The sequence below is a fragment of the Bradyrhizobium sp. NBAIM08 genome, assembly GCF_020193935.1.
GTDB classification, from domain to species: domain Bacteria; phylum Pseudomonadota; class Alphaproteobacteria; order Rhizobiales; family Xanthobacteraceae; genus Bradyrhizobium; species Bradyrhizobium yuanmingense.
Genome location: NZ_JADYVR010000003.1, coordinates 214622 through 229331, shown reverse-complemented (window position 1 = coordinate 229331; position 14710 = coordinate 214622). Strand labels below are relative to the sequence as shown.

Sequence of the window (14710 nt, the reverse complement as noted above, 5' to 3'; positions counted from 1 at the left end):
CGGCTCAATACCGTGAATTTTGGCCCGCGCAACAGCCAAAGCCTTGCGTCTCATTTCCCGGCAACGAAGTAAAAATCCTGCCGGCCCGAGACCGATCCGTAGCTGAACGGCTTTTGTGCACGATTGGTCGCCTCCATAACGTCGTCACGCACGACGTCGAACAGCCGGCGCACCTCGAGACCGGGCTTGCGCATATTATTGACGAACGCCGTGGCGAACGGGCTGTTCCTGCCCTCTCCGTCGAGCGCCATCTCTCCGTCCTTGGCGGCATACACCACCAGCGTGCCCGCCTCGGGCTCGATCGCCGCAAGGCCGCGCGATACCGAACGCGACGCCAGCGTCATGGTGCGCTTCATCTGGTTGGCGAAGGGATTGTCGCGGCAGGCATCGAGGACGATGAGGCGCAGCCGCTTGGCGCGTTCCGCCGCGTTCAACACCTGGTCCAGCGCCACGGCTTCGAAGCTGACGTCGCGGTCGGAGGCGATCTTCGCGTCGATCGGGATCAGGTAGTTGACGCCGCCGACCTCCATGCCGTGACCGGCGTAATACACCATCGCCCAGTCGGCGATTTCCGCCTGCCTTGCAAAGTCGCGCAGCGCCGCGGTCAACGCATCCTTGCGCAGATCGGTCAGCAGCGTGACGGATTCGAATCCGGTGAGCTTGAGCGTTTCGGCGACGAGCGCCGCATCGCGCGCCGGATTGGCGAGCGCTGCGACATTCTCATAAGCGGAGTTTCCGACCACGAGCGCGATGCGCCTGTCATTTCTGCTTGACGGTCCCGGCAGCGCGATGACCGACGTGGTGGTGGCGGGAACGGTCTTGATGGACGTATCGTCCAGCGCGGCGAGGCGTTCGCGCGCCTTGTCCATCGACCATTTCGCGCTGTCGTACTTCTGCGGGGCAGCCAGAGCTGCGTTGAAGTCGGCGCGGGCCTTTGCGACCTCGCCCAGCTTCTCGAACACCATTCCGCGGTTTACCAGCGCGCTCTGATGTTGCGGATCATTGCGCAGCGACTCATTGAAATCGGCGAGGGCTTGATCGTACCTGCCCTGAAGGAGATAGATGTCGCCGCGGTTGTTGTAGGCCAGCGTCGTCCTCGGCAAAAGCCGGATCGCCTCGCTGAAATCGGCCAGGGCACGCTCGGACTGGCCGGTGTCCCGATAGGACAGTCCGCGATTGTTGAACGCATAACCGTAGGTCGGGTCAATGCGAATGACCTCGGAGTATTCGGCGATCGCCCGGGTGTGGTCGCCCTTGCCGGCATAGAGCCGCCCTCGATTGAAGTAGGCGAACTTGAACCTCGGATTGATGCGGATCGCTGCGTTGTAATCCGAAAGCGCGCGCTCGGAATCACCCGCAGCGGCATAGGCCATGCCGCGGTCGTTCAAGGCGTTCAGATTGTTTGCATCGAGCCGGATCGACACGGTCAGGTCGGCGATGGCCCGATCCACCTCGTTCCGGCGAAGCAGGGCGGCGCCGCGATGCTGCCAGGCAAGCGCGTATTTCGGATCGATGCGGATGGCCTCGCTGAAATCGGAGATGGCGCGATCGTAGTCGCCCTTGTCGCCATATTCGGCACCGCGATTGTCGAACGCCACGGCGTCGCGCCCGCCGCTCTTTGCGATCAGCCGCGAGCACGCGGCGATGCGGTCGTCATGGCCGCGCTGCGCGCAGATGGTCCGATCGTCTGCGGCCGCAGGATCAGCGGCTGCCAGAGAAGTGAAAAAAAAGAAACTGAAAACCAGTGCAATCCGATTCCGCATGGTCGCCACCCTGCTCCGAGCCGGCAATATAGACAGAGAAAGGCCGCCACGCCTGTGATGGTGATCACAGAACCGGTCGCTTGCTTCCCGAGCAAACCTTCGAGGGCCGGCGCGACGGCCAGGTCAAATCGGTATTCGAGCATAAACCGGCGTGAGCGGTCGAGGGTCTCGTCCTTGTCTCCAGCACGGACAGGGCGCCCGCGCCGAGAGAGTAAAGGGCAGCGTCGTGGGGCCCGACAGCGCTTCGCATCACAGACACGCCTTCGCAGCCTCGCGGCTGATTTCGCCCGAGCTTTGCCGGATGTTTCGCCCATCTGAAAGCCAAGAGGGCGCAGGGAAGGCCGGGTGCCGACATCGCACCCGCGGTCTGCTGCGCAAAATGCACACGCAAAAGACCGCACAGCAGCATACAGGTGGTGCCGATCACTCGGCCTTCCCTGCGCGATGGTCGGACGGCTTATGCCGCGCTCTCCCGGGAGCCGAGTTCCTTCTGGCCTCCCTCGCGCCTCGCGGAATTCACCGGCACCCGCGCCGGTTGACGCGACTGCCGCCTCCGCAAGAGCTTGACCGTAGCAACGACGGCCAGGACCACACGGTTTTGCCGTACGCACGGCCCGCCATTTCGCCCGCAGTATTCCCTGACACCGTCGACAGCGCCGGAAACTTACAGACGAGACGAAACCTAGCAGCGCCGTTCGTCCGCGCGCGGCCGCGAGCTCACCGGGGACTACCCTCCCTGCCCGCACCTTTCGCGCCCGACGCTGCCGCGTCCACCGCAAGCCCGGCTCGCGATCAAGACGACGACGCGATCGCCCCTCAAGATGAGCCGGGATGGGCAGGGTGTACGATATTTCCGAAATTCGGTAAAGTGGAATATTTTTGTGGGAAGGGGTTGACGGGGTGAAGGGGTGTTTTGCCCGACGGGCACCAATGTCTTGCGAGAGAGTCGGCGGACGCGCCGGAACTTCTGACTTAGCCGGCCGCCAGCAGATACTGGATGCGTGGCTTTCCAACTAACGTAGCACCCCTGCCTTGGCAAATTCAATTGCCTGAGCTTCAAGAGCACGCCATGGTTGTAGGAAGGTCTCTGCGACTCGTCTCCCGCCCGCATCCACATTTTCCATCCTGCGGCCCGGTAACCGAATAAGGCAACATCAGTTTATGACGAATCGTGCGTTCAAATTTCTGCTCCAGAAGGACACCCACCCGTTTCGTCCTTCGACATGTTTCATCGTCGCTGACCCAAAGATTAATGATCGCAAGCTCTGGACGCTTGAACTGGAGCGCCCCGCGGATGCGGAATGGGTTTTTCAGATAGACGACATCAAGGATTGGATGCTGCATGGCAACAAACCAGTGCGGCAGATGTTCTACGACACACAAAATCCGCTCACGCCCTACAGGGAGTTGGACCGCGATGAGGTCTACCGCGAATACCTCCGGAAGATCCTTGAGAAGCTGCCTGCGCAGTATCGACAGCGCCGGAAGTACGCATTGATGCCTTCGATTGGCGACGACAAAACACGTACCCTCTACTCCTCGGGATCAAACAGCCTGCCGAGCTCGAGCATCAGGTAACTATCCTGGATCCAAACGATCCATTTATCGATGACGGTGGGATACGCCCAATCGAAGACCTTCCATTATTAGCGAGAGGATCGCATCCAAAGATGCGAGTCGTCCCCGGGGGAGCAGCAGGCGTGGCTGCGCGTAAGGGGCGCAAATTCAAGGCGCTGGAGGTCTGGCAGTCTCCAGGGAAGATGAGTATCCACTGGGATCCGATCAAGCAACGGGCTACGGTTCTTTCCGACCAAGTGTTGGATACCAAATCCACATTGTGGATTGATGCGAACACCCTCCGCAAGCGTGAAGAGCCGGCCTTAAACCCCTTCGACGGCGATCTGCTGCCGGGCGCATTGGCGGTGGATGAAGCGGAGGACGTCGTTCTCGATCTCGGCATGTCCAAGATTGTCGCCTTGACCGCTGATCGCGGCTGGGTTTCAGCCGAAGAACTTGAACGGTTGGTGCGAGACGGGTTGGATCATGAGCAACTGATACCCGACCCCGGCTCGCAGCCCGAGGAAGGCCGCTTGGCAGTCGCCCCAGGCGAAGGTCCGAGGTTAGTCGCCGGACGTGTCGAACCTTCGTCCGACGCCGAAATCCTATATTCGACCTCAGCTTCAAGAGGCGCCGTCTATGATGAACACTTGTCTGATGCACAAGAGGAGCGAGACGAGGGCCTCGCATTCCGCGGCACGTCTTCGAGATCGGAGCAACTTTCAAGCCCGGTATCCCTCGTGTCCACCGAGCCGAGACAAAACGATAGCTTCGATTGGGGCACGCGGATCCCAGACTCGCAGTTTTCACACGCTCTCGAGTCGCTCAAAAACGCCGTGAAAGCCCCAACGCCACATCGCTGGTTCGACGATATCGTCGTGGCACTTCTTGCGTTGGCGGTACGCCCGATCGTACTCCTCGCAGGACCACCCGGCTGTGGAAAGTCTACTCTTGTACGGGTGATAGCCCGCGTTCTTGGAATGGAGCCCGGTAAGACGTTTCATGAAGTTGCAGTACAAGCGCATTGGGACAACGACAGCGTCCTCTTCGACAAGAAAGGCCTGCTGCATCATCTACTCGAAGATCAGACGCGATCGCATGTTGTAATGTTTGATGAGTTCAATCTCACCCGTCCAGAATACTATCTGTCAAGGATGTTTCACGCGCTCGATAATGCTGGAGGCGCGATGGACGCGGGCATCAGAATAGCGCCGTGTCGGGTGCTCGGGACGATGAACATCGACGACTCATCACGACCACCGTCGCCGAAAGTGATTGATCGCTGCTTCCTCGTTGAACTCGCTCAAGTCCCGTGGGATATCGAGCAACCTGTCGGGCTACCGGACCTAGGTTCAGTTCAACCCTTGCCGGGGCTTCCACTGGCATCGGTCGATGGAGCAAGTACGGACGAGCGCATCACCAGCATCCTGAGAGCTTTGCACGTAGCCGTCGTCGACAACGATCTTCGTCATGACCTCCTTCCATCACGACGAGCGTTATCAGATGTAAAGGCGCTACTAGGACTTCATCATAGATTGGATCTTCAGGGTAAGGACCTTCTTAGCCGAGATGATCTGGTCGATCGTGTTCTGGCGAGCCGCATCTTGGTGAAGCTATCGGGTGCCTTCGACCAGATACAGCCGGCTCTTGACGCTTTGGACAAGGCCGTTGACGGGATGGAGGAGTTGCAGCGAACGCGTCGGCGCCTGAAGCTGGCGCGACAACAATCCCGTCTCGGATTCGTTTCTCCATGGCAGTAGCAAGCTCCGAGATCGAAGCCGTACGCGTCAAAGGCGACGACGGCATCTCTGCACAGTACGAGTGGAAGCCGTCCACGTGGTACATCGTACGTGACGATTGTCCGTATTTGGACATCCTCGTCAGAGGATTTCACGCACAATCGACGGATAAACACACCAAACTCGAACGGCTGACCGACACAGCACCGGAAGGACGGAGTTGGCAGCGCTGGAGCTTCGAAAAGGAAATAGGTCGCAACCGCCGATTTGGCGAAGTCACACTATCCCTGAAGATTCCCGAAGATACGGTGTTGCGCTGCTACGTGGTTCCGACACTGCTGCTCAGCTATCGCGACGTATTCGCCATGATCGAGGATATAGAATTCGAACTTGGGGTAACCGCCACTTGGGATGTGATCACGGAGCGAGCGGATCGATCCTGGAGCCGGCTCGGCACGAGTGGGGGACATATTGCGGCGAGCGAGCTCGTCAAATTCGTCGACGAAGAACTCCATTTTGCCCACGCCATACGCCGCAATCCCTACTCCGAGCTGGGACCTCGATCCAGACGCAATATCCCGCTGCCAGAAAATGCGATCGTCTCTCATTGGGCGATGAGAAGGCATAACCAATTGCAGCAATCGAGCGACAAGGTTGCAAAGGAACTGCAAATACTCACGAATAGGGTAGCAAGGCACAATCCCGAAGGTCGACTGCCCGACTTGCATCGTGAGATCCACCGGATACGCATTCTGTCAGATAAAATTGCCAATCTGCAGAGAACGCTATCTCGTCTCTGCAGCGAGGCGGAACTGCAAACCGGCATATATCCAGGTCCTATATTCCAGCGGGACTATCGTCTGCGACATTTGCTACGTGCATTCGCACCTCGCCTTTCCGAGGCACTCTCGCCGAACGAATCCGCAAGATCGCACTATCCTCCCATTTATCTGAACACGCTATGGGAGCTCTGGGGAGCAGTCTGGCTAGCGAAAGAATTCAGACGGTGGGGCTTTGTCGGCTCGTGCTTCGTGAACCCGGTAGACATGCTGCACTCCTGTTCTTGGCGATTGCAACTGGGCGATGTCGTTATTGAGCTGGACTATGAAGCAGAGCCAGCGCTGATCGACTACGGTGGAATCCCTCCAGTTCATGATCGTAGAATGCCAGCTCTAGAGTGGGCTGCGTTGAATCAAGAGTTCGATCAAAAGCGTCCCTACTTCGGATCGGAGGAGAAGTGCTCGCCCGACTATCTCATCAGGATCACCACGCCTGCTCGGCGGACACTCATGGTCGGAGATGCCTGTCTCGCAAGCCCAAAGCACCATGGAGTTCCGAACAGGCTAGATTCCAAACTGTACACCGTAGAAAACTACAGGCGCACCGTCGCCTGGGCTGCGGAGAACGAAGTCGTTAGATGCCATCCACTGGGCGGTTTCGTACTATATCCCCCGCCCGCAGAAGCATGGGCCTACCTTCAGCAGCTTCCGGGAGCAAGCGATTGCACAGTTCTCTGTCCTAGCCCGCTCGGCGACGAGGGGGCCAGCGAAAGACTCGCCAACCTCATAATTGCCATCGCACCTGAGGCGACAAAACATCCGCAACGAGAGCACGCTGCCGCACGGGCTAACACACCTGATGACCTTCGTTAGGCAAGCTTTTGATGTGTTTGGTAGCGGGGGAGGGACTCGAACCCCCGACCCCAGGATTATGATTCCCGTGCTCTAACCAGCTGAGCTACCCCGCCACAGGGATCGCGGCGGCGACTTGAGGCCGATCTCGCGAACGCGCGGCATATAAGGAAGGGGGCGGGGGTAAGTCAATCCGCCTTCGCTAAAGCTTCGGCGCGACAAGTCCGCTTCGGGCCGATTTCTCACCAGAATTTGCGATTTTTTACGGCGCCGAACTCGCGGATGGTCCCCCTCACCCGGAATCCGCGCGTTGCGCGGATTCCGGCCTCTCCCCGGCGGGGAGAGGCGAAGGGAAGCGCCCTTACTTCGGCCTCACATTGGGGTCGCCGCCGGGGCTGCCGGGGGGCGGGATCACGGGGGTGTTGCTGTCGGTGCTGGGGGCCGGGGCGTGCATATCGGGATCGACGCCCGCGGGCGGGCAGAGCACGCCGTCCGTCTTGGCCAGCTTGTCGCCGAGCGGTTCCCGGGACTGGCCGGTGGTGGTGCCTTCCGGGGTGGTCGCCAGCCGATCGGATGGGGCACAGCCGGCGGCGCGTTGCGGGGATGGCGGCGCGGTCGCTTGCGGCGGCGTCGCCGGGGCGGGCGGGGCCTGCGCGATCGCCGGTGCAGAGGCGGCGATCAGGAGGCCCGCAAGAATGAGGTTTGTCGTGCGCATGGGAAGCAAACGCGCGCGCGAGGCCCCCTGTTCCCGCAGGTGGCAATCACGATTTGCGGTAGCGGATCAGCGAGAAGTGGCCCATCGGCGGCATGGGACGGCGCTCGGTGAGCGCGACGCCGCCGTGCCTTTTGGCCCAGCCCTCGAGGCGGGCCCACGGGAATTCCGGGCGCCAGCCGAGACGGCGGGCGATCGGCGCGAAGGCGAGCTCGAACAGCTTGCGAGGGCCGCTCTCCGCACCGATGTGATTGACCAGGATCAGCTCGCCGCCGGACTTGAGCACGCGCATGAACTCGTCGAGCGTGCCTTCGGGATCGGGCACGGCGGTGATGACATATTGCGCCACCACCGCGTCGAAGAAATTGTCGGGGAAGGCGAGGTTCTTCGCATCCATCACCGAGAGCACTTCGACATTGGAGAGACGTAAGCTCCGGACACGCGCCTGCGCCTTGCGCAGCATCGGCTCGGAGATGTCGACGCCGCAGACCTTCGTGGTGCGCGCGTATTCGGAGAGCGAAAGACCGGTGCCGACGCCGACGTCGAGGACGCGGCCGCCGATGCGGTCGGCCTCGGCGATGGTCGACTGCCGGCCGGCGTCGAACACCTTGCCGAATACGAGATCATAGACCGGCGCCCAGCGGCCATAGGCCTTCTCGACCCCGGCCCGCGAGATGTCTGCTGCCATGCCCCCTGCCCTTGCGCGAAGATTCTCTAAGGTGTGTTTGTTGGTGAGAACGGATCCTGCCCCGCGCGCGGTCTGGAGCCTCTCCCGCTTGCGGGAGAGGTCGACACGCTCGCAAGAGCGTGGCGGGTGAGGGCTTTTTCATCTCGCGATATATCGCGTGTGGAGAGAGCCCTCTCCCGTAGCCGATGCTTCGCATCGGCGTCCAACTTCAGAACGGCCGCCAAGGGCGGCCTGTGCCTCTCCCGCAGGCGGGAGAGGGAGCGCACTTCCGGTGTCGCGAGAGTGCGATCCAATTTCATGATCAGCCGCGCACGGCTTCCGCGAGCGGGCGCGATGTGCCCGTGCCGACCTTCGCCGCGGCGCTCTGGATGAAGCCGCCGCCAAGCACGCGGGCCTGGCCGCTCGCTGCGTCGTAGAACACGCAGGCCTGTCCCGGCGAGACGCCCTCCTCGCCGGCGACGAGCTCGACCTCGTAACGCCCGTGGCTGCCGCGCAGCCAGGCTGCTTGCGGACTGCGGGTGGAGCGCACGCGCACGAACATTTCGAGGCCGCTTCCGATGGCGCGGTCGATGTCGCCGTCGCCGATCCAGTTGACGTCGCGAAGTGCGATGCGGTGCATCTTCAGCGCCTCGCGCGGGCCGACCACGACGCGGCGGGTGGCCGCGTCCAGCCGCACCACGAACAGCGGCGCATGGGCTGCGATGCCGAGGCCGCGGCGCTGGCCGACGGTGAAATTGGCGATGCCGTTGTGCCGGCCGAGCACGCGGCCCTCGAGATCGACGATGTCGCCGGGGTCCATCGCATTGGGACGCAGGCGGGTGATGATGTCGGTGTAGCGGCCGGTCGGCACGAAGCAGATGTCCTGGCTGTCGTGCTTGTCGGCGACCGCAAGGCCAAAGCGGCGCGCGAGCTCGCGCGTCTCGGGCTTGGTCATGTCGCCGAGCGGAAAGCGCAGGAAGTCGAGCTGTTCCTGCGTGGTCGCGAACAGGAAATAGCTCTGGTCGCGGTCGGCGTCGGCGGCGCAGACCAGCGCGCGCGAGCCGTCATTCCGGCGCCGTGAGGCGACGTAATGGCCGGTGGCGAGCGCCTGGGCGCCGAGCTCGCGGGCGGTCTTCAAGAGGTCGCGGAATTTGACGCTGCGGTTGCACTCGATGCAGGGCACCGGCGTTTCACCAAGGGCATAAGAATCGGCGAAATTGTCGATGACGGACTCGCGGAAGCGGTCCTCGTAGTCGAGCACGTAATGGGGAATGCCGAGCTTGGCAGCGACGTCGCGGGCGTCGTGGATGTCCTGGCCGGCGCAGCAGGCGCCCTTGCGGTGGGTGGCCGCGCCATGGTCGTAGAGCTGCAGCGTGATGCCGACGACGTCGTAGCCCTCAGCCTTCAAGAGCGCAGCCGTCGTCGAGGAATCGACGCCGCCCGACATGGCAACGACGACCCTGGTGTCCTCGGGACGGCCTTCGAGATCCAGACTGTTGAGCATGGGCCCTAGAGCGTTGTGACGGCGGCGACGCGCGATCCGCGATTTGCTTTCTCGGGGGACGGCGGCGATCCCCCGGAACCTTGGTTCCCGAAGAGCACGACTGCCCAAGTCGAAAGCGGCTGAGAGTAACCTCTTTAATATAGGCGGCATTCCGGTGAAGCAATCGCGCGAGCCCCCCGCTTAGGGCAATTCTTGCCGGGGCGGCAGAAATGGCGGGGTCGGAGCCGGCGGCCCGGCAATGCACCCACATCACTAAATCATTGATTATATTACTGAAATATTCAGTTCGGGACGCTGGCCCGCTCCTTGCTCCCTCTTGATGCGAAGTTGCTTGCAAGGGGTTGCCTGTGGTCGGTCGGATGTCAGATGTCGTGGCAAGCGTGCAAATCCAGAGCGCGCAGGAGAAGCCTGCCCGGTCGCAAGGCCCGAAGGACACGCCCGCGAGCGAGGCTTTCGGCTCGCTGGTCGACAGCAACACGCAGGCCATCGGCAACAATGCGCCGGCGCAGGACAGCCCGCCGCGCCGGAGCGAGCAGACCTCGTCCTCCCCGGCGGCCGAGCGGCCGTCGCGCGACACCTCGTCCACGGACCAGCCTTCGCAGAGCAAGGCGAGCGACGACACCGAGGCGTCTGCGCCTGCGGAGAATGACAGGGGCGAGGCGCCCAGCGATCCGACCAAGGACGCCGGCAAGGTCAAAGACAAGTCCGAGACGGCCGAGGCCAAATCGGCCGACAAATCCGACGAGCCCGAGAGCGACGCGACTGATGGCACCGAGGTCCTCACCGCCGCCGTCGAGGCGGCTGCCGCCGCGCCGTCCGCGACGACGCAGACCGCCCTGCCCGATCTTGGAATCATCGTTGCCGCGCCGGTCGTCCCGGTCGACCCGAATGCAGCTGCGAACCAGGCTGGCGATGCCGCCGCCGCGCCGCTCGCGATCGCCGCGGCAGGTCTTGCCGCCAGCGCCTCCATCGCGGCCCAGATCGCCGGCGCCAAGACCGATACCGCCACGGCGAGCGCCAAGGCCGCAGGCGCCGAGGTCGATGCCGAGACCACGACGACGCTCGGCGAGGCCGCCGCCGGCACGACCGAGACCGCCTCGACCGATGCAAAAGCTGGTGGCGGGCTGATCGCCGCGGTCAGCCAGGGCACGCCCAAGACCGCGTTCAAAGAGGCCGCCACGGCGCAAGCCCAGACCGACATCTCCAATATCGGCCAGGACACCGGCAAGGCGAACGTCGCTGCGCAGGCACCGGCCGCCAACGCCGCCCATGCGCAAGGCTTGAAGCCGCAGGCCGATCACGTCGCGACCGACGCCAAGGCGGGTCCCGCCGACCGCGCCGCCGATCAGGCCCAGGGCACGTCGGCCGCGCCGGCGCATGCCGGCCCGCAAGCCACGATCGCTCCGACGGATACCAGCGCGCAGGCCGCTTCTACCGTGCAGGCGCCGCTGACGAATGCGACCTCGGCCGCGACAGCATCAACCGCGACGCTCACCGCGACCGCGGCGACCCACACTACGGCGGTGCCGATCAGCGGCATCCCGATCGAGATCGCAGCCGCCATTCGGTCCGGCAAGTCGCGGTTCGACATCAGCCTCGATCCGGCCGAGCTCGGCCGCATCGACGTGCGCATCAACGTCGACCGCGCCGGCAACGTCACCTCGCATCTCACCGTCGAGAAGCCGGAGACGCTGCAGATGCTGCGTCAGGACGCGCCGCAATTGCAGCGCGCGCTCGACGATGCCGGCTTCAAGACCGGCAGCAACGGCCTGTCCTTCAGCCTGCGCGACCAGAATTCATCGGGCCAGCACTCAGGCCAGAACAACGACAATGGCGGCAATGCCCGCCGCCTGATCATCAGCGAGGACGACAGCGTTTCCACGGCGCCCATCGGGCGCGGCTATGGCCGCATGCTCGGATCGAGCAGCGGCGTCGACATCAGAGTGTGAGGAGTATCTGGCAATGACCACCACGAATGCCGCCACTTCGCCCCCGGTCGTCTCCGGGACGACCGACCTGCCGAAATCCTCGTCGAATTCGTCGATGAGCTCGACCACGGGGTCGACGCTCGCCGGCAATTTCCAGACCTTCCTGACCCTGCTGACGACGCAGCTGCAGAACCAGAACCCGCTCGATCCGCTCGACACCAACCAGTTCACCCAGCAGCTGGTGCAGTTCGCCGGCGTCGAGCAGCAGCTCAAGACCAACGAATCGCTGGCTCAGCTCGTCACTCTGCAGCAGACCACGCAGGCGACCCAGGCGCTGGGCTTCGTCGGCAAGACCGCGCTGGTCGACGGCTCGACCGCGACGATGACCAACTCGACGGCTGTCTGGCATCTCAACGTGCCGACCGACTCCACCGTCGAGATCTCCATCGCCAATTCGAGCGGCCAGACCGTGTTCAACGGCAAATATACCGCCGCCGCCGGCAACGACATTCCCTTTACCTGGAACGGCATGGGTAATGACGGCACGCAATGGCCCGACGGCAAGTACACGATCTCGGCCACGGGCAAGGACGTCGCGAACAACAATGTCGGCATCGCCGCGCAGGTGCAGGGCGTGGTGTCGTCGGTCGATCTGACCCAGTCGCCGCCGCTGCTCACCATCGACGGCGCCAGCTACACGCTGAGCCAGGTCAAGAGCATCATTGCGACCGGCAGCAATTGAGGGCGGGCAAGCGAACCACATACGAGATGTCATCCCCGCGAAGGCGGGGATCCATAACCCCAGGAAGTCGTTTTCGCATTAGGTCGTAACCCCGAGTCGTCGTCAAACTGCTCCCTGGGATTATGGGTCCCGGGCTCGCGCTACGCGCGCCCCGGGACGACGGTTGGGCCTCCGCGGCACCGCGCTCCGACCCTCGTTCGTTAGTAAAGTATTTACCTTCTGCCCCGCTCAGCCGGCCGAGACTGCGTCTTTGGCCCGCCGAGTCGGCCGCGTTCCCGCAAGATTCAACGAGAATTGTATTGAACCCTTAGGCTTAGCGGATTTTTAAGCCGCGGGGGTTACGGTTACGGCGTGAGTTCAGTGGTTGAGAGTTTGTGAGTACGCCATGACAGAACCCCATCGCCCGAGGGTAAAATACGTCATCGGGCCGGACGGCAGTCCGTTGACGATCGCGGATCTGCCTGCACCCGGCACCAAACGCTGGGTCATCCGCCGCAAGGCCGAAGTCGTCGCCGCTGTCCGTGGCGGACTTCTCTCCCTGGAGGAGGCCTGCAGCCGTTATACCCTGACGGTCGACGAATTCCTCTCCTGGCAGTTTTCCATCGACCAGCACGGTCTGGCGGGTCTTCGCACCACCCGCATCCAGCAATATCGCCAGTAGGCGATCCGGAATTCTGCGGTCTTTGACGAAAATCGGCCTCGCTCTGCGAGGCCGATTTTTTTCATGATGCACTTTTGTCCGACCTCTTAACCTTCGTTAACCATATCGAAACCATCACCTAGGCAATAATTGCCCAGTCGACCGCTCGGTTGCGGGTCGGATTGGTCGGGGCGGTTGCTTGCAAGGTCTTGCGGACTTCTTAAAAAGTATCGGTGCCGCCCGGTTCGGGGCGATGATCGCGGTCACCGCCGCGCTCATCGGCTTCTTTGCCTTCGTCATCATGCGTGTCACCACGCCGCAGATGACGACGCTGTTCACGGACCTGTCCGTCGAAGACTCCTCCAGCATCATCAAGGACCTGGAACGCCAGGGCATCCAGTTCGAGATCCGCAATGAGGGCTCCATCATCATGGTGCCCAAGGACAAGGTCACCCGGCTGCGGATGAAGCTCGCCGAGGGCGGCCTGCCCAAGGGCGGCGGCGTCGGCTACGAGGTGTTCGACAAGTCGGACGCGCTCGGCACCACCTCCTTCGTCCAGAACATCAATCATCTGCGCGCGCTCGAGGGCGAGCTCGCCCGCACCATCCGGGCCATCGACCGCATCCAGGCCGCCCGCGTCCATCTGGTGCTGCCCGAGCGGCCGCTATTCGCCCGCGAAGCGCCGGAGCCGTCGGCCTCGATCGTGGTGCGCGTCCGCGGCGCGCTGGAAGCCCAGCAGATCCGCGCCATCCGCCACCTCGTCGCCTCCGCCGTCAACGGCCTGAAGCCGCAGCGGGTCTCGATCGTCGACGAGGCCGGCCAGCTGCTCGCCGACGGCGCCCAGACCGATCCGGAACAGGCGATCGGCGAGGAACGCCGCATCGCCTTCGAGAAGCGGATGCGCAAGCAGGTCGAGGACATCGTCTCCTCCGTGGTCGGCTCGGGCCGCGCCCGCGTGCAGCTCTCCGCCGATTTCGACTTCAACAAGGTCACCCAGACCTCGGACAAGTTCGACCCCGAAGGCCGCGTGTTGCGCTCGAGCCAGACCCGCGAAGAGCAGAGCATGACCGCCGACAACAACGGCCAGGTCACCGTCAACAACGAGCTGCCCGGCAACCAGCAGAACAACGGCGTCGCGCCCAAGGACCAGAGCAAGAAGACCGAAGAGACCAACAATTACGAGATCTCCCGCACCACCAAGACCGAGGTGACCGAGGCCGGCCGGGTCAACCGCATCTCGGTCGCGGTGCTGGTCGACGGCATCTACAGCAAGAACGACAAGGGCGAGCTGGCCTACCAGGACCGCACCAAGGAGCAGCTCGACCGCATCGCCACGCTGGTGCGCTCGGCGATCGGCTTCGACCAGAAGCGCGGCGACCAGGTCGAGGTCGTCAATCTGCGCTTCGCCGACGCGCCCTCCACCGCCCCGATCGGCGAGCCCAGCGGCTTTCTTGGCATGCTGCAGTTCACCAAGGACGACGTCATGTACTTCGTCGAGCTCGGCGTGATGATGCTGCTCGGCCTCGTCGTGCTGTTCCTGGTGATCCGCCCGCTGGTCAAGCGCATTCTCGCCTCCGACGAGGTCGCCGCCGCCATCTCCGGCGTGCTGACGGGCCCAGCCGCCTCGGAAGAGGCGGCGCCGGCCGGCCAGCCGCTGCTGCCGAGCGGCGGCACCAGCGCCATCGACGTCGCCACCATTCAGGGCCAGGTCCACGCCCAGTCCGTTCACCGCGTCGGTGAGCTCGCCGAACGCAATCCCAACGAAACCGTCGCAATCATCCGCCAGTGGCTGACTGAGCCGACGAAATAACCAACGCCAAGTGCATC

At 63.1% G+C, this 14710-nt stretch carries 11 protein-coding genes and 1 tRNA gene; 7 read left to right on the top strand and 5 right to left on the bottom strand.

Annotated features, from left to right (window positions below; all coding sequences use genetic code 11):
- Nucleotides 1–50: 50 nt before the first annotated feature.
- Nucleotides 51–1598: a tetratricopeptide repeat protein gene (locus I6F37_RS11950; RefSeq protein ID WP_225151303.1), complete on the bottom strand. Its 1548-nt coding sequence runs from the start codon at nt 1596–1598 to the stop codon at nt 51–53.
- A 1326-nt stretch (nt 1599–2924) separates the two neighbouring features.
- On the opposite strand from I6F37_RS11950, the gene I6F37_RS11945 reads away from it, so the two are divergent.
- The 3 genes from I6F37_RS11945 to I6F37_RS11935 all read left to right on the top strand — a co-directional run bounded on the left by I6F37_RS11945 (nt 2925) and on the right by I6F37_RS11935 (nt 6711).
- Nucleotides 2925–3341, top strand: coding sequence for a hypothetical protein (locus I6F37_RS11945; protein ID WP_225151300.1), 417 nt, complete (start codon nt 2925–2927; stop codon nt 3339–3341).
- Nucleotides 3342–3463: 122 nt separating this feature from the next.
- Nucleotides 3464–5080 (top strand): ATP-binding protein, encoded by a 1617-nt coding sequence (locus tag I6F37_RS11940; RefSeq protein WP_225151298.1) that lies wholly within the window; start codon nt 3464–3466, stop codon nt 5078–5080.
- Complete coding sequence (locus tag I6F37_RS11935; protein WP_225151296.1) at nt 5071–6711, top strand: hypothetical protein; 1641 nt, start codon at nt 5071–5073, stop codon at nt 6709–6711. The genes I6F37_RS11940 and I6F37_RS11935 overlap by 10 nt, the downstream gene beginning before the upstream one ends.
- Before the next feature lie 18 nt (nt 6712–6729).
- On the opposite strand, the gene I6F37_RS11930 is transcribed toward I6F37_RS11935, so the two are convergent.
- The 4 genes from I6F37_RS11930 to mnmA all read right to left on the bottom strand — a co-directional run bounded on the left by I6F37_RS11930 (nt 6730) and on the right by mnmA (nt 9573).
- Nucleotides 6730–6806, bottom strand: a tRNA-Met gene (locus tag I6F37_RS11930).
- Nucleotides 6807–7051: 245 nt separating this feature from the next.
- On the bottom strand, nt 7052–7405 hold the full coding sequence (locus tag I6F37_RS11925) for a hypothetical protein (protein WP_057027990.1): 354 nt from the start codon (nt 7403–7405) through the stop codon (nt 7052–7054).
- Between the two features lie 46 nt (nt 7406–7451).
- Nucleotides 7452–8090: a class I SAM-dependent methyltransferase gene (locus I6F37_RS11920; protein WP_225151295.1), complete on the bottom strand. Its 639-nt coding sequence runs from the start codon at nt 8088–8090 to the stop codon at nt 7452–7454.
- A gap of 301 nt (nt 8091–8391) precedes the next feature.
- Nucleotides 8392–9573 carry a tRNA 2-thiouridine(34) synthase MnmA gene (gene mnmA, locus I6F37_RS11915; RefSeq protein WP_225151293.1) on the bottom strand — a complete coding sequence of 394 codons (1182 nt, stop codon included), beginning with the start codon at nt 9571–9573 and terminating at the stop codon, nt 8392–8394.
- Between the two features lie 371 nt (nt 9574–9944).
- Between mnmA and I6F37_RS11910 the strand changes: the two genes are divergently transcribed.
- The 4 genes from I6F37_RS11910 to fliF all read left to right on the top strand — a co-directional run bounded on the left by I6F37_RS11910 (nt 9945) and on the right by fliF (nt 14693).
- On the top strand, nt 9945–11522 hold the full coding sequence (locus I6F37_RS11910; protein ID WP_368736768.1) for a flagellar hook-length control protein FliK: 1578 nt from the start codon (nt 9945–9947) through the stop codon (nt 11520–11522).
- A 13-nt stretch (nt 11523–11535) separates the two neighbouring features.
- Entirely contained in the window at nt 11536–12243 is a 708-nt protein-coding gene (locus tag I6F37_RS11905) for a flagellar hook assembly protein FlgD (RefSeq protein WP_225151289.1), read from the top strand.
- Between the two features lie 385 nt (nt 12244–12628).
- A complete protein-coding gene (locus I6F37_RS11900) occupies nt 12629–12904 on the top strand; it encodes a DUF1153 domain-containing protein (protein ID WP_002714638.1) in 276 nt (91 codons plus the stop codon).
- 178 nt (nt 12905–13082) lie between these two features.
- Nucleotides 13083–14693 carry a flagellar basal-body MS-ring/collar protein FliF gene (gene fliF, locus I6F37_RS11895; RefSeq protein WP_225151287.1) on the top strand — a complete coding sequence of 537 codons (1611 nt, stop codon included), beginning with the start codon at nt 13083–13085 and terminating at the stop codon, nt 14691–14693.
- Nucleotides 14694–14710 lie beyond the last annotated feature (17 nt).